At 65.4% G+C, this 22,943-nt stretch carries 17 protein-coding genes; 7 read left to right on the top strand and 10 right to left on the bottom strand.

Annotated features, from left to right (window positions below):
- Nucleotides 1-29: 29 nt before the first annotated feature.
- Nucleotides 30-1,142, bottom strand: coding sequence for an NAD-dependent epimerase/dehydratase family protein (locus ACWPXE_RS23770; protein ID WP_454019797.1), 1,113 nt, complete (start codon nt 1,140-1,142; stop codon nt 30-32).
- A gap of 312 nt (nt 1,143-1,454) precedes the next feature.
- Between ACWPXE_RS23770 and ACWPXE_RS23765 the strand changes: the two genes are divergently transcribed.
- From ACWPXE_RS23765 to ACWPXE_RS23745, 5 genes are read left to right on the top strand one after another with little or no spacing between them, the layout of a single operon-like run.
- Nucleotides 1,455-2,558: an inositol-3-phosphate synthase gene (locus ACWPXE_RS23765; RefSeq protein ID WP_454019796.1), complete on the top strand. Its 1,104-nt coding sequence runs from the start codon at nt 1,455-1,457 to the stop codon at nt 2,556-2,558.
- 8 nt (nt 2,559-2,566) lie between these two features.
- Nucleotides 2,567-3,163 carry a histidine phosphatase family protein gene (locus tag ACWPXE_RS23760; protein WP_454019795.1) on the top strand — a complete coding sequence of 199 codons (597 nt, stop codon included), beginning with the start codon at nt 2,567-2,569 and terminating at the stop codon, nt 3,161-3,163.
- Nucleotides 3,160-3,975, top strand: a complete 816-nt coding sequence (locus ACWPXE_RS23755; RefSeq protein ID WP_454019794.1) for a TIGR04290 family methyltransferase — start codon at nt 3,160-3,162, stop codon at nt 3,973-3,975. Before ACWPXE_RS23760 ends, ACWPXE_RS23755 begins: the two co-directional genes overlap by 4 nt.
- A complete protein-coding gene (locus ACWPXE_RS23750; protein ID WP_014199291.1) occupies nt 3,972-4,898 on the top strand; it encodes a beta-xylosidase in 927 nt (308 codons plus the stop codon). Before ACWPXE_RS23755 ends, ACWPXE_RS23750 begins: the two co-directional genes overlap by 4 nt.
- A 44-nt stretch (nt 4,899-4,942) precedes the next feature.
- The gene (locus tag ACWPXE_RS23745; RefSeq protein WP_454019793.1) at nt 4,943-6,694 is read left to right on the top strand and encodes a hypothetical protein; all 1,752 of its coding nucleotides are present in this window, start codon (nt 4,943-4,945) and stop codon (nt 6,692-6,694) included.
- A 99-nt stretch (nt 6,695-6,793) separates the two neighbouring features.
- On the opposite strand, the gene ACWPXE_RS23740 is transcribed toward ACWPXE_RS23745, so the two are convergent.
- The 5 genes from ACWPXE_RS23740 to ACWPXE_RS23720 form a co-directional block, all read right to left on the bottom strand.
- A complete protein-coding gene (locus tag ACWPXE_RS23740) occupies nt 6,794-7,876 on the bottom strand; it encodes a potassium channel family protein (RefSeq protein ID WP_454019792.1) in 1,083 nt (360 codons plus the stop codon).
- A gap of 92 nt (nt 7,877-7,968) precedes the next feature.
- On the bottom strand, nt 7,969-11,214 hold the full coding sequence (locus ACWPXE_RS23735) for a DEAD/DEAH box helicase (RefSeq protein WP_454019791.1): 3,246 nt from the start codon (nt 11,212-11,214) through the stop codon (nt 7,969-7,971).
- 244 nt (nt 11,215-11,458) lie between these two features.
- On the bottom strand, nt 11,459-12,397 hold the full coding sequence (locus ACWPXE_RS23730) for a YsnF/AvaK domain-containing protein (protein WP_454019790.1): 939 nt from the start codon (nt 12,395-12,397) through the stop codon (nt 11,459-11,461).
- 4 nt (nt 12,398-12,401) lie between these two features.
- The gene (locus tag ACWPXE_RS23725; RefSeq protein ID WP_237906636.1) at nt 12,402-12,818 is read right to left on the bottom strand and encodes a YsnF/AvaK domain-containing protein; all 417 of its coding nucleotides are present in this window, start codon (nt 12,816-12,818) and stop codon (nt 12,402-12,404) included.
- A gap of 543 nt (nt 12,819-13,361) precedes the next feature.
- Nucleotides 13,362-15,320: a PAS domain S-box protein gene (locus tag ACWPXE_RS23720; RefSeq protein ID WP_454019789.1), complete on the bottom strand. Its 1,959-nt coding sequence runs from the start codon at nt 15,318-15,320 to the stop codon at nt 13,362-13,364.
- Nucleotides 15,321-15,683: 363 nt separating this feature from the next.
- Here ACWPXE_RS23720 and ACWPXE_RS23715 point away from each other — a divergent pair, with 363 nt between their 5' ends.
- Both ACWPXE_RS23715 and ACWPXE_RS23710 read left to right on the top strand, forming a co-directional pair.
- Complete coding sequence (locus ACWPXE_RS23715) at nt 15,684-16,334, top strand: TetR/AcrR family transcriptional regulator (protein WP_454019788.1); 651 nt, start codon at nt 15,684-15,686, stop codon at nt 16,332-16,334.
- Complete coding sequence (locus ACWPXE_RS23710) at nt 16,331-17,203, top strand: CPBP family intramembrane glutamic endopeptidase (protein WP_454019787.1); 873 nt, start codon at nt 16,331-16,333, stop codon at nt 17,201-17,203. Before ACWPXE_RS23715 ends, ACWPXE_RS23710 begins: the two co-directional genes overlap by 4 nt.
- 167 nt (nt 17,204-17,370) lie before the next feature.
- Here the strand turns inward: ACWPXE_RS23710 and ACWPXE_RS23705 are convergent, their stop codons facing one another.
- The 4 genes from ACWPXE_RS23705 to ACWPXE_RS23690 all read right to left on the bottom strand — a co-directional run bounded on the left by ACWPXE_RS23705 (nt 17,371) and on the right by ACWPXE_RS23690 (nt 22,913).
- Nucleotides 17,371-18,429 carry an IS630 family transposase gene (locus tag ACWPXE_RS23705; protein WP_454018128.1) on the bottom strand — a complete coding sequence of 353 codons (1,059 nt, stop codon included), beginning with the start codon at nt 18,427-18,429 and terminating at the stop codon, nt 17,371-17,373.
- Between the two features lie 636 nt (nt 18,430-19,065).
- Nucleotides 19,066-20,115 carry a formylglycine-generating enzyme family protein gene (locus tag ACWPXE_RS23700; RefSeq protein ID WP_454019786.1) on the bottom strand — a complete coding sequence of 350 codons (1,050 nt, stop codon included), beginning with the start codon at nt 20,113-20,115 and terminating at the stop codon, nt 19,066-19,068.
- Nucleotides 20,116-20,196: 81 nt separating this feature from the next.
- Nucleotides 20,197-21,954, bottom strand: a complete 1,758-nt coding sequence (locus ACWPXE_RS23695; protein ID WP_454019785.1) for an arylsulfatase — start codon at nt 21,952-21,954, stop codon at nt 20,197-20,199.
- Between the two features lie 71 nt (nt 21,955-22,025).
- Nucleotides 22,026-22,913 carry an HpcH/HpaI aldolase/citrate lyase family protein gene (locus ACWPXE_RS23690; RefSeq protein WP_454019784.1) on the bottom strand — a complete coding sequence of 296 codons (888 nt, stop codon included), beginning with the start codon at nt 22,911-22,913 and terminating at the stop codon, nt 22,026-22,028.
- Nucleotides 22,914-22,943: the final 30 nt, after the last annotated feature.

The raw sequence follows: 22,943 nt of genomic DNA, 5'->3' as shown, positions 1-22,943 counted from the left end.
CTCCACCAAGGCCGGTCCGGTCCGGCGGTTCATGCCACCAGCCCCCGCGCTTCGAGTTCGCTCCGGGCCTCGACGACGCGGTCCTGCGCCTCCTGCCGGGCAACCCATTCGGCGAGTTCGGCCAGCCCACCGGCGAAATCCTGCCGCGGTTCGTAGTTCAGGACCGTCCGCGCCTTGCCCAGGTCGGGGATGTTGTGGCGGATGTCGCCGGCGCGGGCTTGGCCGGTGATCTCCGGCGTCAGGTCGGGCCGGCCCATCGAGGCGGCCTGGAGCCGCGCCACCTCCTCCACGGTGCGGTCCTCGCCGGACCCGATGTTGAAGACCTCGCCATTGGCGGCTAACTCGTCGAGCGCCAGCAGGACAGCGCGTGCCACGTCGCCGACATGCACGAAGTCGCGCCGCTGTTGGCCATCCTCGAAGATCATCGGCCGCTGACCGTTGGCGATGCGCGAGGCGAAGATCGCCAGCACCCCGGTGTAGGGGTTCGACAGCGCCTGCCCGGGGCCGTAGACGTTCCACAGCCGCAACGCCGCCCCTTCCATCCCGTATTGGGCGGTGAGCGTCAGGGTCAGCCGCTCCTGCACGTATTTGCCGATGGCGTAGACGGACCTCAGGGCCGGGCGCTTGCTCTCCGGCGTGGGGACGGGGATCAGCGGCCGTCCGTCGCAATCCAGCGGGTCCCAGGAACCGTCGGGATTGCGCGTGCCGCGCACCACGTCCTCCATCGGCGTGCCGTCGGCGGTCCGGTACAGCCCCTCGCCGTAGATGCTCATCGAGGAGGCGACCACCACCCGGCGGACCGGTCGGTCGATCAACCGCTGGAAGAGCACGGCCGTCCCATGGTCGTTCACCGAGGTGTAGCGGCCCACCGCGTACATGCTCTGGCCGACACCGACCTCGGCGGCGAGGTGGATCACCGAATCCACTCCCTCCAGCGCCCGGCCGACCATGGCCTCGTCGCGTATGTCCCCAATCAGCAATTCGACGTCCGGGTCCAGTTCGTCGGGCCGCGTCCGAGTGGGATGGACTTGCGCGATCAGACTGTCGAGAACCCGAACCCGGTCGCCGCGGGCGAGGAGTGCCCCGGCGACGTGGCGGCCGATGAAACCGGCGCCACCAGTGACAAGAACGGATTCTCCCACGAGCCCCTCCGCTGATGGACGGTGATGTTTATGACTGCTATTTCTAATTGTGTTGGTTATGTATAAAATTGATATGAATACTCATGGTTCTTATTTTTAAAGGAATGCAAATTTTCACTTACATACGTGGGAAATCGTCATGTTCGCTTCGTGAAAAGAAGCGTGGTTGCGTCAATGTTAACACCGCCGTTTGATTTTCGACACCTTACCCAAAAGGCGTGGTCAGATTGGACGATCTTCCATCAATTATTTTTCCAAGATACAAATACCATTCCGGTTCATTAAGGAAATTTTCAGGACGAGGAGAATTTCGTGACTGGGAAAAAGCTGCGGGTGGCGATTGCCGGTGTTGGAAATTGCGCTTCATCCTTCGTGCAAGGTGTAAGCTATTATGCCGATGCTCACGCTAATGAGCCGCCGCCCGGGCTGATGACTCTCGATCTCGGTGGCTATCGAGTCAGCGACATCGAAATGTCCGCCGCCTTCGACGTAAGCGCCGCCAAGGTCGGGCGGGATTTGTCCGACGCCATCTTTGCCCCTCCGAACAACACGTGTCGCTTCGCAAGCCCGCGTGCTTCGGGAGTGCAAGTGGAGCGAGGTCCGACACTGGACGGCATCGGCCGTTATCTGGCCGGTGACATTGAGGAGTCGGGGGAGGCGCCGGTTGCCATCGCCGAGTCCCTGCGCCGCTCAGGCACCGATATCCTGGTGTCTTACCTGCCGGTCGGTTCGCAGCGGGCCACGGAGTTCTATGCCGAGCAGGCGCTGGAGGCCGGCTGCGCCTTCGTCAACTGCATCCCGGTCTTCATAGCCTCCGACCCAAGCTGGGCGAAGCGGTTCGAGCGACGCGGCCTGCCGGTCATCGGCGACGACATCAAGAGCCAGATGGGTGCCACCATCATCCACCGCACGCTGGCAAACCTGTTCCGCGAGCGCGGCGTCCGGCTCGACCACACCTATCAGCTGAACTTCGGCGGCAACACCGACTTCAAGAACATGCTGGAACGCGAACGCCTGGAATCGAAGAAGATTTCGAAAACCCGCGCCGTCACCAGCCAATTGGACGTGCCGCTCGACGCGGACGACGTCCATATTGGCCCCAGCGATCATGTCCCCTGGCTGGCCGACCGGAAATGGGCGCACATCCGGCTGGAGGGCACCGCCTTCGGGGGCGTGCCCCTGAGCGTGGAACTGAAGCTGGAGGTCTGGGACAGCCCGAACTCCGCCGGCATCGTGATCGACGCGGTGCGCTGCGCCAAGCTGGCGCTGGACCGGAAGATGGCCGGGCCGCTGGTTGGACCGTCGAGCTACTTCATGAAATCGCCTCCCGAGCAGTTCACCGACCATGAAGCGCGCGAGCGCACGCTGCGCTTCATCGCCGGCGAGGCGGTGGACGGCCTGCGCTTCCGGGCGTGAGCGGCGGCGTGGAAACGATCCTGGTCCTGCTGCGTCACGCGTCGCACGACCGGCTGGGCTCCGTGTTGTGCGGACGCATGCCCGGCGTGACGCTGAGCGAGGCCGGCCGGCGCGAGGCCGACGCGCTGGCCGGCATATTGGCGTGTCACCGGTTCGCCGCCGTGCTGTCCAGCCCGTTGGAACGCGCCGTGGAAACGGCGGCCGCCATCGCCGCGTCACAGGCCTTGGCCGTGGAGGTGGAGGAGGATCTCAACGAGCTTGATCTCGGCGCCTGGGCCGGCCTGCGCTTCGAGGACCTGCGCGGCGACCCGGCTTGGAATGTGTGGAACAGCGCGCGGTCGCACGCCCGCCCGCCTGGGGGCGAAACGATGCTGGAGGCACAGGCCCGGATGGCGCGCTGCATCGAGCGGCTGCGCCGCCGGTACGCCGGCCGGACCGTCGCGCTGGTCAGCCACGCCGACGTCATCAAGTCGGCACTGTCCCACGCTTTGGGGCTTTCCGTGGATTTCCACGCCCGCTTCGAGATCGCTCCGGCGTCCCGCAGCGTGCTGATCGCCGGGGAATGGGGTCTGAAGGTCCACAGCATCAACGAGGCGGCGGAATGACGAATCTGACGACCGACCAGATCCGCGCCCGGGTCGCCGCGCTGGGGGACTGGTTCCACAACATCGATCTGAACGGCGTCAGCACCGCCCCCGACCACTTCCTGCACGACTACCCGAACGTGAAGTGGCGGCGGTTCGCCCATGCGGTCCCGCAGGATCTGAGCGGCCTGACGGTGCTCGACATCGGCTGCAACGGTGGCTTCTATTCCATCGAGATGAAGCGGCGCGGCGCCGAGCGGGTGGTGGGAATCGACTTCGACGATCGTTATCTCGCACAGGCGCGCTTCGCCGCCGAAGTGACCCGCCAGGACATTGAGTTCCGCAAGCTGTCTGTTTACGACCTCGCAATGCTGGGCGAGCGGTTCGACGTCGTCTTGTTCATGGGGGTGCTTTACCATCTGCGCCACCCGTTGCTGGCTCTCGATCTGATCCACGAGCATGCCGCCCGCGACCTGATGATCTTCCAATCGATGCAACGCGGCTCCGAGACGGTCGAGCCGGTGGGCATCGATTACGACTTCCGCCAGCAGGACCATTTCAACGCGCCCGGCTATCCGAAGCTGCATTTCATCGAACACCAGTATTCCGGCGACTGGACAAACTGGTGGGTCCCGAACGCCGCCTGCGCCGAGGCCATGCTGCGCAGCGCCGGCTTTCGGGTCGTCGAGCATCCGGAGCAGGAGGTCTATGTCTGCCGCCGCGCAGCACGGCCGACCGAGGCGGGCGCCGTCTATCCTGCCCGGCCCCCCACCGCCGCACCATCCGCCGGACGGGCACCGGCAAACCACGTCAGGACGGGAAGCCAGGGATGATCGAAGCCGCCAAGATCTGGAACGAGCCCAACAACAAGTCCCACTGGAATCCCGATCTCGATCCGGAATGGGATCTGTTCGCCCGCATGACGATCCTGTCCGGACAGGCGATCCGGGCGGAGAATGGCGCGCTCACGCGCGTGTTGGGCGGCATCTCGCCCATCGATCCCTCCTTCATCCGACGTCTGGACGAACGCGGCGCTCTGGACCATGTGGACGTGGTTGCGGTGCATGGCTTTCCGCTCGACTGGAATCTCTGGCAGATCCACGAATGGCCGGACAAGATCGAGGAGATTCGCGCCGTCACCGGCAAGCCGGTCTGGGTGACGGAGGCCGGCGTTTCGTCCTTCGGCGCCGAGGAGGTGCAGGCCTGGGGCGTCACCCGCACCGCAGAGCTGCTGATCGGCCGGGTTCCGCGCATTCACTGGTACAGCCTCTATGACCTGCCCAGCGCTTGGGAGGCGACGACGCGCCACAAGGAGGCGGAGGGTTCCTCCTACTACCGTCATTTCCATATGGGGCTGCTGCGGGCGGACGGCACGCCCAAGCCGGCGCTCGACGCCTACGCGCCCTATGCGGCCGAGATGGGGATTTGCCAATGGTTCCACTTCGAGGATCACCGGCTGGACGAGGCGGTGGCCTGGATGAAGCGGTTGGGTGTTCGGCACCTGCGCACCGGCCTGTCCTGGGCCGACAGCTTCCGGCCGAACGCGCTCGCCTGGTTCGACCGTCAGATGGAAGCGCTGGCCGATTTCGATGTCACCATAACTTTCTGCTTCACGCCCGAGCATCGTGGAATCGAACCGCACCACACCAGCCCGCCCCAGGTCGCCGAGGAGTTCGCGGATTTTTGCGCCGCCATGGTCCGCCGCTACGCCAGCACCGCTCCGGCCGCGCCGTTCCCCCTGCTGGCGATGGGATAGGAGGCGGTAGGCCAAGACACTTCGCCGCGCGGAGCGGTTGAACCATGCTGGTTTACGGCGATCGCGACCGTCTTGAGAACCCGTGCGTCGCCGTGGCGCGGATCGCCGCCGCCCATCGTACAGCCGTCGCCAAGCCTGACGGGCTGATCCTTCATGCCATGCTGGTGTCCTTGTTCATCGAGGCGGCGGAGCTTGCGCAGGGCCTCGCCGATGCGGAATTCGCGGCGCTGGGGGAGGACGATTGCACCCCGTGCCGCGATGCGGCGATGGCGGTCGTGATGGGGCTGGCCCGTGCCGTCGCCCGGTCCTGGCGCGGCGAGCCGCAGCCGGGCGCTTGCGCGCTGGCGGCTGAACTGGAGAGGTTGTCGGCGCAGCCGTTGCCCGAAACCGTGCGGATACGCCGGCCTGAAGGCTATGCCTTCTATGGCCTCTATCCGGAAGCCTATCTGGAGGCTGCGGCCCGGCTTCCGCCGGATCTGCCCGCTCCGCTCGTCATGATTGGCCTGCGCAGCATCGGAACCGGACTGGCGGCGATGGCGGCGGTTGCGCTGGACGCAGCGCCTCCGGTCACTCTGCGTCCGATCGGTCATCCGTTCCAACGCGCCGTCCGCGTGTCGGCTCGCCTGCGGGCCGCCCTGCTGGCCGACGTGGGCGCGTCCTATGTGATCGTCGATGAAGGGCCGGGTCTGTCCGGCAGCTCGTTCGGCGCCGTCGCCGATTGGTTGGAGGCGGCGGGCGTACCGTCCCGGCGGATCGCGTTCCTTCCCAGCCATAAGGGCGATCCGGGACTGCGCTCATCCGACCAGCACCGCCGCCGCTGGGCCGAGGCGGTGCGTCCGGTGATCGACTTCAATGAACTGGTACACGCTGCGCATGGCCCGGTGCCGCCGTTGGAGCGCTGGTTCGAGGACACGCTCGGCCCTGCGGTCGCGCCGTTGCGCGATCTGTCAGGCGGCGCATGGCGGACGGCATCGGCGGATATTGCGGCGGATGCGGCGGACTGGCCGCCGGTCCATGCGCAGCAGGAACGCCGCAAATTCCTGTTGCGCACTGCCTCCGGCCCCTGGCTTTTGAAATTCGCCGGCCTCGGACGCCTGGGCGAGGCCAAGCTGGACCGGGCCCGCGCGTTGCATCAGGCGGGTTTCACGACGGAACCCATCGCGCTTCGGCACGGCTTCCTGGCGGAGCGTTGGTTGGACGGCGCGCAACCGCCCTCCACCATGTCTCTGGAGCGCTTGGCCGACTATCTCCTGTTCCGCGCCCAACGCTTTCCGGCGGAGCGTGACACGGGCGCCAGCCTTCCGGACCTGCTGGCGATGGCGCGCGTGAACATCGGCGAAGCGCTTGGCGCCGCCGCGACCGTCTTCTTGGATCGCTGGACGCCGGACATACTGAGGGAGCTGAACGCCGGGGTCCGGCGCGTCGTCACCGACAACCGCCTTCACATCTGGGAGTGGCTGCGCACCACCGACGGCCGGTTGCTGAAGACCGACTCGCTCGATCATGCCGACGCGCATGACCTGATCGGCTGCCAGGACGTCGCTTGGGACGTGGCGGGGGCCATCGTCGAATTCGCCCTTCCGGGGGCGGAAGCCGACCGGTTGTGCGGCGCAGTGGGCGCTTCAAAGCGGCTGGTGGCCTTCCATCTTCCCTGCTATCTCGCCTTCCAGATCGGCTATTGGTCATTCGCCTCCTCGGATGCGGGAGCGGCGTCGATGCGCCGCTTCTACGAGGAGGCTTGGAAACGGCAAGCGGGCCGTGGTGGGCGCTCCCCACCTCCCGCCGTCACCCCATAACCACCGCTTCGAGCATTACTTTCAGGCTTGGAGCGTTCCTGGCAATCGTGGCGTTCGTGCACAGCCGATCTGCGCAGGGTCATCGAAAACGAAGCGCGGTCATTGGCCTTCTGCCTTCTCGTCGCCGTGCGCCGGACTGATCACAAGCAGCAGGTCTCCGGGCTGGATGATATGGCGGTGACGTTCCGTGAAGGGAATGGCGCGGCCGTTGCTGTGGATCTGCACAACCACGCCGGCGGTCGTCTCCGCCATGGTCTTGCCGATTTCGTCCTGGGCCGCCAAGCGCTCCGTCAGCACCATTTGGCCACCCACCGACATCAGGTCGCACAGGAATGGCGTTGCATGGCTGGTTTCCACGGCGTCGGCCATGAGATAGCCACCGATCCTGGGCGGCGACACTACCAGGTCGGCGCCGCTCAGCTTGGCCAGCTTGATGTTCTCCTCCTGCTTGATGTTGCCCACGATTTTGGTGCCGGCGGACAGATGGCGGACGGTCAGGATCACCAGAATGGTGGTGTCGTCCCGGCCCGAGCTGACGATCACCGCCTTGGCGCTTCCCACGCAGGCCCAGGTCAGCATCTCTTCGCTGGTGGCGTCGCCGAGCAACCCGATGAACCCCGCCTCGGCCGCCAGCCGTATGCGTTCCTTCGACTGGTCGATCACGACGATCCGTTCGCCCGGATGTCCCTTGGCGACCGTCTCCTGCGCGGCGATGAATCCACTGTGCCCAAAGCCGCACAGCACGATGTGCCCTTGCAGATGCTTCTGGATTCGGCTCATTCGGAAATCCTCGATGATCCGCTGCACGACGAATTCGTAGGCGGTGCCCAGGAAGATGAACCAGATGAAGATGCGGATGGGCGTGACTGCGAAGGCGTCGATCAGCCGTGCGGTATCGCTGACCGGAACGATGTCGCCGTAACCGACGGTGGTGACGGTGATCATCGCGAAGTAGAGGATGTCGGGGAAGCTGACATGGCCGTCGATCTGGTCCTTCAGGCCATCGCGGTCGAACCAGAACACCGCGATGACCAGGGCGATCAGGACGACAACGAGCCCGACACGAAGGGCGAGCGTCTGTTCCGCCGACATCCCGGAGCGGACATGAAGAACCCGGCCTCGCCGGGGCGCAGACTTGATCCGCCACGTCTCGTTGCCATTCTGCTCGCCAAGCTTCGGCATGGGTCATCCATCGGATCAGACACTCCCGGCCATCATAACGGGGGATTTCTCCGCATGGCTCCACAAGGTGGCCATGTGGAACGACTGTCCGCTCAGGCCGTGCCGATAGGCGGAAGCTGATCGAGCAGGGCGCGCGCATTGTCCAGGATCTCCGACGGTCCATCGGCGCCCAGCGCAAAGACGAGGCGGTCGTCTGTCCGGCGCACCTGTCCGGTCCACAGACGCTCCAGCGCCGCTTCGCGCACGGCCCGGCAGGGTGTGTCGTTCAGGGTCAGCGACACACCCGAGGGTCCGGCGGCCAGGGCTGCGACGCCCAGCCGCCGGCAACGCGCGCGGAGCACGGCGGCCGCCAGCAACAGCTCGACCTCCTCCGGCAACGGCCCGAAGCGGTCCTCGATCTCTTCGCGCAACGGTTCGGCCGCCGCTTCGTCGCGCAGACGCGAGAGGCGGCGGTGCAGGCCGATGCGCAAGTCCTCCTCCGGAAGGTAGGCGGCGGGAATGGTCTGCGGCACACCCAGGCGCAGTTCGGGGGCATCGTCCGTCGCGGCGCCGGCCAGCGCGCGGGCCAGCAAATGCTGGTACAGCTCGGTTCCGACCAACCGCAGATGGCCGCTCTGATCGGTTCCCAGAAGATCGCCCGCCCCGCGCTGGTCGAGATCGAGCACACTGAGGGCGAAGCCGCCGCCCAGGCTTTCGATCGCCTCGAGCGAGCCCAGCCGCCGCTCGGTTCGCTCGCCAAGCGGAGTGTCCGGATCGGTCAGCAGATAGGCGTAGGCCTGTGCTCCCCCGCGCCCGACCCGGCCGCGGAGCTGATGGAGCTGCCCGAGCCCGAACAGGTCGGGGCGGCGGATCACGATGGTGTTGGCGCGGGGTATGTCGATGCCGGTCTCGATGATGGGGGTTGAAACCAGCACGTCGACCGCTCCTTCCGCCACATCGAACATCACCTGATCAAGTTCGGCAATGGGGAGACGGCCGTGCGCGACGGCGACCGACAGACCAGGCGCGAGCGCGCGCACCTCGGCCTCCAGCGCCGGCAGGTCGGCGATCCGCGGTGCCACGCAGAAGCTCTGTCCGCCCCGCGCCTTTTCACGCAACAAGGCGGACCGCAGAACCGAAGGGTCATAGGGCGTGACCCGCGTGCGCACCGGGCGCCGCCGCACCGGGGGGGTATCGATGACGCTGACTCCCCGCAGTCCCGCCAGCGCCCCCTGCAGCGTCCGCGGAACCGGCGTGGCGCTGAGCGCCAGACAGTGGACGCCGGCCGAAAGCCGGGCCAACGCCCGCTTCTGCACGGTGCCGAAGCGCTGCTCCTCGTCGACGACGACCAGCGCCAAGTCGGCGAAGCGCACCGTCTTCGACAAAAGAGCATGCGTGCCGACCGCGATCGCCACCGATCCGTCGGCGAGGCCGTCGCGCACGGCTTTTGCGGCCGACGCCGCCATGCCGCCGGTCAACGGCTCGATGCGCAGGCCCAAACCGGCCAGCCGCCGTCGGAACACCTCCAAGTGCTGGCGGGCGAGCACGCTGGTCGGGGCAAGAACGGCAACCTGCCGGCCGGTGAAGGCGACTGCCGCCGCGGCGCGCAACGCCACTTCGGTCTTGCCGTAGCCGACGTCGGCGCAGACCAGATGATCCATGGGGTGCCCGCCGGCGAGTTCGGCCATCACGGCGCTGATGGCGCGCCGCTGGCCTGCGGTTTCCTCGTAGGGGAAGCGGGCGGCCATGCGCCGCATCGGTCCGGCCGGCGGCGCGATCACGGGGGCTTCCGTGCGGGCCCGGCGCTCGGCTTGGCGCACAAGGCTTTTCGCGGTTCGGCCGATCTCGCGCTCCAACTCCGCACGGCGGGTGATCCAATTTCCGCCCTTGAGCCCATCGAGGGCCACCCGGGCGTCGCCGCTGCCGTAGCGCCACACGCGGTCGAGGTCGGCCGCCGGCACCAGGAGCCGATTCTCGCGGGCATACTCCATCACCAAAACGTCTTCCGGCTGGCCTCCGGCCTCAACCGTTTCGAGCCCGCGCACCGCACCGATCCCGTAGTCGAGATGGACCGCAAGATCGTCGCACGATAGGTCGACGGGTGCCAGCGGGGCGGCCGGGCCGGCTCCGCCTTCCGGACGGGGGCGTTGGGCGAGCACCTTCACGCCGTCGAACGTGAAGCCCGCCGCGACCCGAAGCACCAGGGCTGTCGGCGTCACGGGAGGCCCATCCACCGGCCACCGGTCAAGCACCGGCACCGGCCGGCCGGTCGCCGCCGCCACCCGCTCCGCCATCCTGGCCGCGTCGGCGGCGTTCGCGGCGGCAATGATCACGGATTCACCCGCGGCAATCCTCTCCCCGGCGAGGCGGGCGAGGGTGCGTTCGGACACCGCCGGCGCCTCGCTGGACGAGGCTTGCCCGTCGGGCTCCAGGGTCAGTACCGCGCGTCCCCGCAACCCTATCTCCCACGCGTTGCGGTCGAGGTGCATGGCGGATGCGTCGGCGCCCTCCAACTCGTCGAACCACGCCTCCAGCCGGTCGCCAATCCCCTCGTCAATGATGACCGGACTGTCGGCAAGAAGCTCAAGCACGCTCGGCAAGCGGTCGTAGGCCAGGGGCAGCAGGCGCTCGAAGGCGTGGGGACGCCGTCCGGCGGCGAGTTCCTCCGCGAGCCCCGCAGCCGTTGGGTCTCTGCGGCTTTCCAGCCCTTGGATCAACCGTGCGACGATTTCCGGTGTCGCCGGGATTTCGGTCACCGGATGAACGGTGATCCGGTCGCAGTCGCCCGTCGAGCGCTGGCTTGCCGGATCAAAGGTCCGTATCCGTGCGACCCGGCCATCGACGATGTCGCAGCGGACGGGGCGGTCGGCGTCGCCCGGAAAGATCTCCACTACGGAACCGCGAAACGCGGCTTCCCCCGGTTCGTCGATCCGGTCGTCGAGGATGTAGCCGCCGGCAACGAGTCGGTTCCGCCAAGTCTCCTCCTCATAGGGTGTGTCCGTCGCGATGACCAACGCGACGTCGGGCCAGGCGTCGGGAGGCGGAAGACGCTGCAGCGCCGCCTCGGCGGTCGCCAGAACGAGCCGCTTGACGCCTTTGGCCGGTCGGGACAAGGCGGCGATGGCAGCGGCCCGTTGCCCAAGCACGGCCCGCGATGGCTGGCCCCGCTCGCCAAGGGGGACGTCCCAACCTGGAATAAGCACGACATCAAGGTCCGGCTTGGCGTCCCGGATCGCCCTGGCGAGCCGGACAGCCCGAGTGTCGCTGCGGGTCACGACCAATGGCGCCGCCTGTGAACAGGCGGCGCATCTGGCAAGCTCAATTGCCAGGGCGCCTTCGGCCGGGGCGGCGCAGGTCATTGACCGGTCCAAGCGGAAAGCGGCGCGGTCGGATTGCATCAAAGATGCAGAGTCAGGCATGGCACACTGCGTCAGGGGAAACAGGGATGGTTGGCTCTTAACAGCCGGACGCCCATTCATTCCCAACGGAGTGGGCAGATTCGTTGAACGTTCCGTACACGCTGCGCCCTGGTGGCCGGTCTATGTGCTGAACAAGGGGCGGCGACGGCCGCCCCTTTATTTTTGTGAAGCACCACTGTGAGCGTTACCGCTCGATGTCGTCCCGGCGTCCGGTGTTCTCCACCCCACTGCGCGACGTTCCGGTTCGGCTGTCCTCAACCTCAACCTCGGTACGGCGGACCGTATCCGACACGGTCTGGGCGCGTTCCTCGACATCCTTGCGGATGACCACCTCTTCCTTGACCACCGCGCGCTTCTGGACCACCGCCTCCTCGTCGGTTTCGCTCACCTCAATGGTGCGTTCACGGAACGCGTCGGCCGGAACGTCTCCAACCTCGCGCATGATGGGGCGGCGCTCGACCGAGACCGTCTCGTCGCGCAGACGAACCTGCTCCTCGACCGGTGTTTCGGTCACATAGGTGCGCACGCGCACGACCCCGCGCTCCACGGCGCGCTTGCCGATGGACAATTCCTCTTCGGTGACCGGAACCACCTCTTCGCGACCGCTGCCAACCCCGGTGTTCATCGCAGCATCCGCCGTGGCGTCGGTCGTGTTCACGCTGCGGAATGCTTCGGCCGCGTTGCCGAGCTGGGCATTGCTTCCCGCCCCGCCAACCGCATAGCGTGCCCGCTCCTCGGCGGCCGACGCTTCGTCATATGGCGCGGCGGTCTCGTCGTAACCCGTCCATCCGGTCGAGCGGTACGCCTCGCCCCGGTGTTCAATATCGACAACGGTGCCGCGCTCCAGGACCGCGATGGCCCGGTCCACGTCCTCATCGTCCAACCGCAGCTTCAGAAGCGTGCCGCCACGCCGCATCCCCTCGGCATAGACGTGAGCATCGGTGTCCGGGACGTTCCAATTGCTCAGGCGGGACAGGAAGCCACCGCCGCCACCGGCGCCACCGGCGTCGCTGTGCGAGACGATCTCACCGACGCTGCGGTCGAAGCCCTCGGCTTCGAGATCCCGCAGGGCGGCTTCGGCGTCGGCGCGCGTATCGTAAAGGGCAATGATGGTCTTGTTCATGAGCCTAGTCCTCGTTGGGTTGGTCGGTCCTGGCACCACGCTCCCCAGGTTCGTCAATGAATTCGACGATGGCTTCTTCCGAACGGAGGGTGATCGGCTGCTCGGCTTGGACAGTGCTCGTGGTCTTGCGCAGATGGATCTCTTCCCGCAAAACCAGCCGACGTTCGACCACCAGCATCTCCTCGACGACCGGGATGATGGTTGTGGTGCCATCCTGGCGAATGTCCGGATGGGCATCGATGGCCCGGTTCACCGGCACCCGAACGATCTCGACATCCTCGCGCTTCAGCGCCTGCCGGACGAGTTCCTCATGCTCGGTGACCTTGGTGGTCACCCGCACACGACCGCGCTCGATCTGGCGCTTGCCAACCGAGGCGGTTTCCTCATGAAGCGGAACGACCTCTTCGCGGTCGCTGGCCATGACGCACCCTAGCGCAAGAAAAAGTACAGGAGGATCGCGAGCACAATCAGCCCGACGATGATCCATGTCCAATTGAGACCACCTGCGCTTGCGGCTTCATAAACACCGAACTTTTTGGGACCTCGATCGTTCGCCATGACGTCATCTCCGGCTGGGCCACTGGGGTCTTAACAGCAGCTCCTCTTCACCGTTCCAGTAAGGAAAGGAGAGATGAAAACAGGGCGTGGTCTTTTGGCCTGGATGGGCTGGGAGCCCAGCCGTCGTGGCCTTCAAACGGCGCAACGATGTGCAAAGACCAGATAAAAATGGCCCAACCGCACATCCGGCAACGTTGGTGAAAGAGGTCGGGTTCTACCCGCTCTCCGCCATTGCGAAAACGCTGCGACAGAGCCGGCAGCGCTGAGGCGGACGGCATCGGTCCCCTGTTGAACGTCACGATGCACCGTCTATGCGGCTGCACCCAACGCCACCAAGCCAGACGTCAACGGCGGCCTGATGGAGCAGGATTCCAGCTGAGCAGGCATGAGGCAGGTCGAAGAATTTTCAACCGCTGCGCAACATTGCATTCACCTGGGCGAGGAACTGGTCAATGGCAATGGGCTTGCTCAAAAGTCGTGTGTGTGGCGCCAGCAGTTCCTTGTCCAGGACGGCATTGCAGGCGTAGCCGGTCAAAAATATGATTTTCAGGTCCGGCCGCAATGACCGGGCTGTTTCCGCGACCCGTTGTCCTGTGATGCCTGGCAAGCCGACATCCGTTACCAGAAGGTCGATCCCCACCGGGGAGTTGAGAATGGTCAAGGCTTCGTTTCCATCCTCGGCCTCCAAGACCGTCGCCCCCTGCTCCCGGAGCGCCTCCACAAGCAGCATGCGGACAATCGGTTCGTCCTCCACCACCAGCACGGTTCCCGGCACCGGCTGCTGCGGCTGATCGGGGACCTTCACAGGGACGGAACCGAGATTTTCCGCTTGGTGAGAGCGAGGCAGGTACAGTTTCACGGAGGTTCCATGGCCCACTTCGCTGTCGATCCGGACATACCCGCCCGACTGACGGGCAAAGCCATAGATCTGGCTCAACCCAAGCCCCGTTCCCTGACCAAGCGGTTTCGTCGTGAAGAATGGTTCGAAGGCACGCTCGAGAACGTCCGGCGACATGCCGGTGCCGGTGTCGGCCACCTCAAGCAGTGTGTAGTCGCCGGGCAGCACTCCGGTTTCCGAAGCCGCCGCGGTCGCATCCAGATGGATGTTGACGCCCTGGATGGTGAGTTGTCCGCCATGGGGCATTGCATCGCGGGCGTTGATGGCCAGGTTCAGCAGCGCAGCCTCGACCTGATTGGCGTCCGCCCAGATTGGCCACAGCTCGGGAGCCAGCCGTGTCTCGACCCGGATCGCCTCGCCGACCGAACGCTCGATCAGGTCCCGCAGTCCATCCACCAGCGTCTTGAGGTCGGTGCGCTCGGGTTGAAGCGGTTGTCGGCGGGAAAAGGCGAGCAGCCTCTGTGTCAGAGTCTTCGCCCGATCAACCGAGGTTCTGGCGGCGGTCACATACGCCTGGATGTCGCCTTGTCCCGTCATGAGCCGCCGTTCGATGACCTCCAGACTGCCGCCAATGGCCTGAAGCAAATTGTTGAAGTCGTGCGCGATGCCGCCGGTCAGTTGGCCCACGGCTTCCATCTTCTGCGCCTGGAAGAGTGCCGCACGGGTTTCTTCCAACGCTTCCTGCGCCAGCTTGCGTTCGGTGATGTCGCGGGTGACTTTGGCAAAACCGACGAGGCGCCCATTGTCATCCCGGATCGCGTCAATGACGACGCTGGCCCAGAAGCGGGTGCCATCCTTGCGGAGCCGCCAGCCTTCGGTTTCGAATTTTCCGGTTTGCTCAGCGGTGCGCAATCCCTGCATCGGGGCACCGTTGGCGCGATCCTCGGCGGTGTAGAAGCGGGAGAAATGCTCTCCGATGATCTCCTCGGCAGCGTAGCCCTTCATTCGCTGGGCACCGGAATTCCAGTTCGTGATATGCCCGGTTGTATCGAGCATGAAGATCGCGTAGTCGATCACTCCCTGGATCAGCAGGCGAAAGCGCGCCTCGCTCTGTTGCAGAGCCTCCTGCGCCTGCTTGCGCTCGGTGACGTCGCGCGTGATCTTGGCAAATCCAATCAGCTTCCCGGCGTCGTCACGGATCGGATCGATGATGACGTGGGCCCAAAAGCGCGTGCCGTCCTTGCGAACCCGCCAACCTTCCGCCTCGAATTTTCCTTCGATCGAGGCGATGGAGAGCGCCCGCTGCGGCACTCCGGCGCGCTGATCGTCATCGGTGTAGAAGCGCGAGAAATGCTGGCCGATGATTTCCGCGGCCGTGTATCCCTTGAACCGCTGGACACCCGGATTCCAGCTGGTCACGATTCCGTGTGGGTCGAGCATGTAGATGGCGTAATCGTGGACGCTGTTGACGAGCAGTTCGAATCGCCGCTCGCCCGACAGCGGCTCACCGCCAACGCCGGTCGGCAACTCACTCTCCACTAAGATTCTCCGCAGGACGTCGAATGATGACAGCCATATTATCGCTGTTGCTGACGTTACTCAACGCCACCGCCCTTTGGGAAACCCAGGGTTGCTCGCAACTCGCACCAAGCCGCAAGTGCGCACACCGCCTGGGCATCGATCGACTTGCGACGCTGAGCAGACGGAGGTGGTTTCTTCGACGCTCAACGCTGCTCACCGGCATTTGGTGAAAGGGCCGTCCACCACATCACCTCACTCGCCCGCCCTGGCGCTGTCGCGTAAGCACCGTCAACACTCTCAACAACAGCTTGCCAGTCTGAATGCAGGTGCGATAATGACTGACGGTCAGTCATCCTCAAGGCGCATGTCATGCCACGCACGAGCAAGCCTGCCGATGTTCGATCGGCCGAAATCCTGAACGCAGCCGCCAAACTGTTCCGCCAGCATGGCGTCGGCGCGGTGTCGATCGACCAGATCGCTCGTGAGGCCGGTATCGCGAAGGGCACCTTCTATCTTCACTTCCAGTCCATGCGAGACCTGCTGGTGCGCATGGCAGAGGCGACGGTGACTGCCATGGCAGAGAACGTGGAGAGGGCCATTGCAATGTCCGAAAGCTCGCCGCACGAAACGCTGGTCCTCGCATTGACAGCGCTGAAAGCGGTGGAAGCGGATAATGCACCGCTGATGCAGGCACTCGATCACCCGGACAATATCGAACTGCAGGAGCGGGCCAACATCGCGTTGGTCCTCAAGGTCGGCCCCCTGATCGCCAGTGTAATCGATCACGGCTGTAAAACCGGGGATTTCGCCGTCGAGGATCCGCTGTCGACCATTCAGTTCATTCTCGCTGGACAGGCCTTTCTGCTCGGGAACCCGCGCTTCGGCTGGTCGCAGGACGAGCATGGCATGCGGCTGATGGCGACGCTGCATCTGACCGAACGCGCGCTCGGCGCGCGCCCGGACAGTCTCGTCTCGGCATTTCTGGCCGTTTTGGCCGGAGCGGGAAGGGTGCAATCATGACCGAAGATCAGATCATTCAACGCTACAACCGCCCTTGGACTTTTTATACCCTCGCCACGTTGGGCTCATGGACGGCCTGGGGTGGCGCGGTGTGGCTGAGCCATCGGGACGGAATCGGCCCTGCCGGCCTGACAACGGTGGCAGTGCTTTTGTTGCTCGGTCTGCTCTTTCCGTTCCTCACCGCTTGGCGGTTGACGCGAGGTGACCTGGTTCTGCGCAACGACTTGGGTCGCCGTCTGGTCCGGCCCGACTGGCGGCAGCTGCGCCTTGCGACGCTGGGCGCGGGTATCATGCTCGGAAGCATCCTGATTGCGCAGGCTCTTTCCCTTCTGCTCGGCTACAGCACCGAACAATTCCGCTTTGCGGCCCATGCGTCCTTTTCCGCTGGCATCCTGCCGGGCTGGTTCCCGTTGGTTCTGGCGCCGATCATCGAGGAGTTGAGCTGGCATTCCTACGGGACCGACTGCCTTAGGCGCAGCATGACGCTGTTCTGGACCTCGATCGTTTTCGCCTTCTATTGGACGGTCTGGCATGCACCACTCGGCATGGTCGCTCATTATTATCAGGCGCAAATCGCCGAAAGCGGCTGTATTCACACGCTGAACTTCGCGTTGAGCCTGTTCCCGTTCGTGTTGATTATGAATTGGCTCTATTACCGTGCGAATCGCAGCATCCTTGTCGCCATCGTATTCCACCTGAGCGCAGGTCTGTTCAACGAGCTGTTCCAAACTCACCCGGACACCAAGATAATCCAGACGGGACTTCTCTTCGCGTTGACTGTGGCAATCGTCATCGCCGATCCACAATTTTTTTTTGGCAAGACGGTTCATGGCATGCCCTCGGTCAGCCCGTTTCGACAGTTTGGCTAACGGGGGATGGGGCTGAGGCGGCGGCGGCTGGGGTCCTTGCATGAAAGTGCGCAAACTGTCCGGGATGTGAGAGGGCAGGGTGAACGTGAGCTCCGTCGCCCCCCAGCGCTCCTTTCTGCGCCCTTGTATGATACCGATGGCGCATGAAGGCTTCCATTGCTTGGAATTCATGCGAATTGCGGCCACCAGTGGAACCATGTGGCGGCGCGGATACGGTCGGGATCATCGGCGAGACCGCAGCAGCGATCGGCGAGTGCTTGATCGAGGGCATCGAGATCCTCGAAGTAGGTGTTGGCGATCGTCTCGTTGGTCAGTGGCCAGAGATGCTCGGCGGGCTGCAATTCGGGGGAATACGGGGGTAAGAACTCCAGCGTGATGCCCTCCGGGATGTCCAGCGAGCCGGCGACATGCCAGCCCGCGCCATCGAGGACGATGAGCACCTGCTTGGTGGGCCCGGCCCCGACCTCGCGGGCAAAGGCGTCCAGGATAGCACCGAACATGGGCGCATCGAGGCCATCGACGAGAAACCAGATCACCTGTCCGGTGCTCGGCCGTACGAAGCCCGCGAGATACATCCACTCGAAGCGCTGGTGGCCGCGCGCCACCGGCCGGCGGCCGCGCGGCGCCCACACTCGGCGGAGCACCGGCTTCAGCCCGACGCGATGCTCATCCATCGCCCACACCTCCAAGGGTGTGTCCGGGTCTTCCTGCTGGAGGGCCTGCACACGGCGGCGGAACCGGGCCTTGAAGACCTCCTGGGCCAAGGGATCGGCTTCGGCATGGCGGGGGCGCGGTATTTGGCGGGTGAAGCCGAGCCGGCCCAGATAATCGGTGCCGCGCCGGGGTGAGACGAGCCGGCCAAGCATGCCGGCGATCCACTGGGCGACCGAGTGGCCCGTCCACAAACCGCGGCCGGGCGGCGGATCGGCCAGGCTAGTCCTCAGGCTTTGTCGCTGGTTTTCGTCGAGCAGCGGTCTGGCGCCGGGGTTGAACTGGCGCTGGTCACCCAGCCCCGCAACCCCGGCCTCGTTATAGCGTCCCACGATGACGCTGACCCAGCGCGGCGTGTACCCCGTCACCTCGGCCACGAACTGGGCCGAGCGCCCACTGGTCAGCAGCCAGATGATTTGCAGATGCGTCCGCTCCGTCGCATCCGTCGCGGCCTTGTACAGCCGATGCAACTCATCGGCGTCAAGGTGATGAACCAGGTGAACCTTGCTGCCCATGCCAAATCAGGTGGATCGGGCTCGCCTCAAAGGAAGCCTTCACACGCCGTCGGTATGACAGGCCCAGTCCATATTTAACCCTGGACGGCTGGTGACAACCTGTCGTCCGGGTTGACCGACCCCGTCGCGCCCGAGGCTCCGAAGCCGAGTGAAAGCTTGAAGGCGGCCAACCATCCTTGCAAGTCCGAACGGTTGCTTTCACGATGGCTCCAGGGTCGGCGTGGCCGCCCATCATCCCGATTCCGGGGGGCTTTTGTGCAGTGACCCTTTCGCGGATTGGCAACATTGCTGGCATTCGCTCCTCTCCGCCGTGAACGGGAAATCGAATCACGGTTCGTTACCCTCCGCGAGCCAGCGTTTCAGCTGGTGGGTTGAATCCGATACCTGTATCGGCGCGGCCATGGAATCAGCCGGCGTGAGGACCGGGGCGAGAGCCGATGTGATGGATGGCCTTCGCCACATCAGCTCACGCGACGAGGATCGCCAGGCTCGGGCTGTTGCATGGATGGGACCGCTGTCGTAGGCAGCGGCCCCACCTCCGTTTGGGTTTCTGGCGGTGTGCCATGAAGTGAACGCCGCTCGCAGCCACCACACGCGACCGAACTGTGACGCTGCCGTTCCGTCTCGGCGCCGGCACTACCTCGTATTCAGCACTGTCCGGAACCCCAGATGGCTTGCTCCGAGGCCGACGTCCTGCGGATGGCGTGACGCCGGCCGGTACCGCTGGCAGAAGTTCTGCGCGCAGAGGAAGGAGCCTCCTTTGATCACCCGGCTGGGGACCCCCGGCTGTCGGGGATCGTAACTGTCCTCCTGACGGGGACCAGTCGGGTTGACGTCGCCCAGACCGTCATGCCGCGGCCGATACCAATCCGACGTCCATTCCCAGACATTGCCGATCATATCCCGCAGCCCGTACCCGTTCGCCGTGAAGCAGCCCACGGGGGCGGTCGCCGGATAGCCGTCGCCCCGCGTGTTCTGGATCGGGAAAAACCCCTGCCACGTGTTGGCCATCGCCACGCCCTGAGGGGTGAACTCGCCGCCCCAGGCGTATGGCGCGCCATCCAGCCCGCCCCGGGCCGCGTGTTCCCACTGCGCCTCGGTGGGAAGTTCCCGGCTGAGCCATCGCGCATACGCGACGGCATCGTTGTACGTGACATGCACCACGGGGTGGTTCTCGCGGCCCCCGATGTCGCTGCCGGGGCCCTCCGGATGGCGCCAGTTCGCTTCGGGAACCAAGCGCCACCACGTGTCGCTCCCCCCGGCCTGGGAGGTCGGATCGACGAAGACCACGGAGCCGGAGGGCCGGCGCGCACCGGCGCCGGTTCCGTCGACGACGCGTTCCGCCTCGGTGACATACCCCGTCGCTTCGACAAACCGGCGGAATTGGGCGTTCGTGACTTCGGTCCGGTCCATCCAGAAGCCATCGACGCTCACCCGCGTCACCGGCCCTTCCTCGCGGTAATGCTGGTCGGAGCCGATCCGGGTATCGCCCCCCGGAATCCACACCATGCCGGGAGGCGCCTCCTTCGTGCCGGGGGTCGCGGCGGAACCGTCGCACAGCGTGTCCTCCGCGACGTTCGGCATGGCTGGAGCCTGGGCAGGCCAGGCGAACATCGCCAGTCCCGCGGCGGCACCAACTCCGGCCGTCACGAGTGCCGCGAAGAAGACCGTGCTTTTGTTGGCCATGGGTTCGTCTTTCCTTGCGATCGGCCGCGTCCCGGTCATGGCCGGCGGCCGTGCCAAGCCCGGCCGCCGCTGTCGCATCGCCTACCACTCAAGCTCCTGGTAATAGCGCGTGCCATTGCTGTACTGAAGCTGGCCGGCGATCTTCTCATCGAAGATCACACCGTTCTTCTCCTGGTACTCATCCCAGGAGGCCATCATTTCCTTGGCCTTTTCCGGTCGGGCATCGACGAGGTTGCGGGTTTCGCCGGGATCATCGGCAAGATTGAACAGTTCCCACCCGCCGGTTCCCCACGGCTGGTTCACCCAAACCAGCTTCCAGTCGCCCTTCTTGACGGAGGCACGCCCGAAGAGCTCCATTCCCAACGCGTAGTCCTTCGGATGGGCGTGATCGGACCGGCCGTTCAGATAGGGCCAGAGGGACGTTCCCTGCATGGGATGCACGGTGCGCCCCTTGTGGCTGTTTCCAGGGTGCTTGACCCCGGCGGCCTCAAGAAAGGTCGGCGCCAGATCCATCACCGAGGCGATCTGGCCGTCGATCTTTCCGCGATGCGCCAGCTTGGGGTACGAAATGATGGTCGGCGAACGCACGCCGCCCTCGGTCGGGAACGCCTTGAAAAGGCGGAAGGGGGCGGCGCTCACATGGCCCCACCCCGGCCCATAGCCGACGTAGGAGCCCGGACGCCCGATGTTGTCCAGGCTGTTGTCGAAGGTTTCCTCAACCCACGCGGCGGGGGCGAGGTCCAGAATGTCGTTCCCCTCGGCGCCATTGTCGGACAGGAAGACGATGATGGTGTTGTCGAACTCGCCGATCTCCTTCAGGTAGGACACCAGCCGGCCGATGTTCTGGTCCAGGGAATCGACCATGGCCGCGTAAACCGCCATCCGGCGCGCTTCGACATCCTTTTGCTGCTGGGAAAGCTGCTCCCATTCCGGCCAGAGGGCGGGCGGCTCGGACGGCGTCATGGTTGCCGGGATCAGCCCTGCTGCCTGCATGCGCTTGAAGCGCTCGTTCCGAATGGCCTCGTATCCCGCCTTGTACGTGTCCTTGTACTTCTCGATGAGGTGGTCGGGCGCCTGCAGGGGGAAGTGCGGCGCCGTGTACGCCGCATAGGCAAAGAAGGGCTTCCCATCGGCCTTGTTGCTGCCGATGTATTCGATGACCTTGTCCGTGTAGAAATTCGTCGTGTAGTCGATCTTCGGCAGCTCGACCGGCTTGCCGTTCTCGCGGTAGCGCGCCTTGGTCGTGCCCTTGCCGTCGGGCGGCGGCGCGTTGCCGGTCTGGTCGAAGAACCCCGCCCCGCCCTGGAGCATCGCGTAGGACTGTTCGAAGCCGCGCGCCGGAGGGCTGAGCTCTTCCGTCATGCCCAGGTGCCACTTCCCGGCCATGTAGGTGTGATAGCCCGCGTCGCGCAGCAGTTCCGGGAACGGCACGACGTTGGTGCCGAGGGTGCCCTCGTACCCCGCCTTTCCTTTCTGCTCGGGCGTCGGCAGTTCCGCCATCGTCCCCAGCCCGGCCACGTGATTGTCGGTGCCGGCCATCAGCATGGCCCGCGTCGGCGAACAGGCCGGCGACACATGGAAGTTGGTCAGTTGGAGACCGGAGCGCGCCAAGGCGTCGAGATTGGGCGTCTGGATCTCGCCTCCGAACGCACCGATGTCCGAATAGCCCAGATCGTCGGCAAGGATCAGCAGGATGTTGGGGCGGTTGCCGCCTCCCGACGGGCCGGCACCCGTCCGGACGTCCGCCGCCATGGATGGGCACGCCAGAACGGCGCTGGCGGTCGCCGCCACGATGGCTCCCAGCGCCAGCCTCGTCCGGAATGATGCGTGTCTGCGCATTGCCTCTTCCCCCCTTCTTTCTGCTTATAAAGTTCGGCCTTGCAGGCCGGCCCAAGCCAACCGCAAGGCCGTCAGGCGGCATCACCATGCCGCGTCGATGTGGATGCGCGTTCGGGAGCCTGCGCGCGGGCCAGTGTGCGTCGCATGGCGAGCACGATCGGGCGTTCGACCATTTTCCCGTGGACTTGAATGACGCCGTCCGGAGCGTTCTTCCATGCAGTGACGATCCGCTCGGCGTCGGCGACCTCGTCCGGTGTCGGTGTGTAGGCTTCGTTGATGGTGGGAACCTGGCCCGGATGGATGGCCATCTTCGCCGTGAAGCCCAGAGACAGGGCGCGTTGCGCCTCGGCGCGGCACCCATCGGCGTCGCGCACCGCGACGAATGGCATGTCGATGGCCGGGATGCCGGCCCGCGCGGCGGCATGAACGATCCGCGATCGACCGTACAGAAGCCCATCCCAGGACGCCGGGACGCCGAGTTCAGCCGCCAGATCCAAGCCTCCAAACATGACGGCGCTCACCCGGCGGGACGCGGCCGTGATGGCGGCGGCCTGATCGATCCCGCGCAGCGTCTCGATCTGAGCCACCAGGCGAAGATCGAGTCCCGCTTCGGTCAGCAACTGGTCGACCCAGCAGACCTCCTCGGGCGAGTCGATCTTGGGGATGACCACGGTGCCACCGGAGGGGCGCGCCTCGATGAGGGCGAGCGCATCGCGCATCCCCGCCACGCTGCGCGGCGTGTTGATGCGTATCACGCGGTCGGGACCGCCACCGCCACCGTTCCTGCCATCCGCCAGGAAGCGCATGGCCGCGGCACGGGCATCCTGCTTGTGAGCCGGCGCCACGGCGTCCTCCAGATCCACGCAGACGGCATCTGCGCCGGCGGCGAGCGCCTTGTCGAAGCGGTCGGGCCGCGATGCCGGGACAAACAGCACGCTGCGCCAGCCGAGATCGTCCATCGTGCGTCCCCCTCCATTTTTTGGCCTGTG

The organism is Azospirillum sp. Marseille-Q6669 (genome assembly GCF_965111635.1).
The sequence above is the reverse complement of the archived record's forward strand: the minus strand, read 5'-3'. Positions and strand labels throughout refer to the sequence as shown.

Excerpts from the sequence above, each read along its gene's own strand:
- ACWPXE_RS23710 (WP_454019787.1), top strand. The coding sequence starts at position 16,331 with ATGACCGAAGATCAGATCATTCAACGCTACAACCGCCCTTGGACTTTT.
- ACWPXE_RS23735 (WP_454019791.1), bottom strand. The coding sequence starts at position 11,214 with ATGACCTGCGCCGCCCCGGCCGAAGGCGCCCTGGCAATTGAGCTTGCC.
- ACWPXE_RS23740 (WP_454019792.1), bottom strand. The coding sequence starts at position 7,876 with ATGCCGAAGCTTGGCGAGCAGAATGGCAACGAGACGTGGCGGATCAAG.
- ACWPXE_RS23725 (WP_237906636.1), bottom strand. The coding sequence starts at position 12,818 with ATGGCCAGCGACCGCGAAGAGGTCGTTCCGCTTCATGAGGAAACCGCC.
- ACWPXE_RS23700 (WP_454019786.1), bottom strand. The coding sequence starts at position 20,115 with ATGGCCAACAAAAGCACGGTCTTCTTCGCGGCACTCGTGACGGCCGGA.
- ACWPXE_RS23695 (WP_454019785.1), bottom strand. The coding sequence starts at position 21,954 with ATGCGCAGACACGCATCATTCCGGACGAGGCTGGCGCTGGGAGCCATC.
- ACWPXE_RS23750 (WP_014199291.1), top strand. The coding sequence starts at position 3,972 with ATGATCGAAGCCGCCAAGATCTGGAACGAGCCCAACAACAAGTCCCAC.
- ACWPXE_RS23755 (WP_454019794.1), top strand. The coding sequence starts at position 3,160 with ATGACGAATCTGACGACCGACCAGATCCGCGCCCGGGTCGCCGCGCTG.
- ACWPXE_RS23730 (WP_454019790.1), bottom strand. The coding sequence starts at position 12,397 with ATGAACAAGACCATCATTGCCCTTTACGATACGCGCGCCGACGCCGAA.
- ACWPXE_RS23705 (WP_454018128.1), bottom strand. The coding sequence starts at position 18,429 with ATGGGCAGCAAGGTTCACCTGGTTCATCACCTTGACGCCGATGAGTTG.
- ACWPXE_RS23745 (WP_454019793.1), top strand. The coding sequence starts at position 4,943 with ATGCTGGTTTACGGCGATCGCGACCGTCTTGAGAACCCGTGCGTCGCC.
- ACWPXE_RS23715 (WP_454019788.1), top strand. The coding sequence starts at position 15,684 with ATGCCACGCACGAGCAAGCCTGCCGATGTTCGATCGGCCGAAATCCTG.
- ACWPXE_RS23690 (WP_454019784.1), bottom strand. The coding sequence starts at position 22,913 with ATGGACGATCTCGGCTGGCGCAGCGTGCTGTTTGTCCCGGCATCGCGG.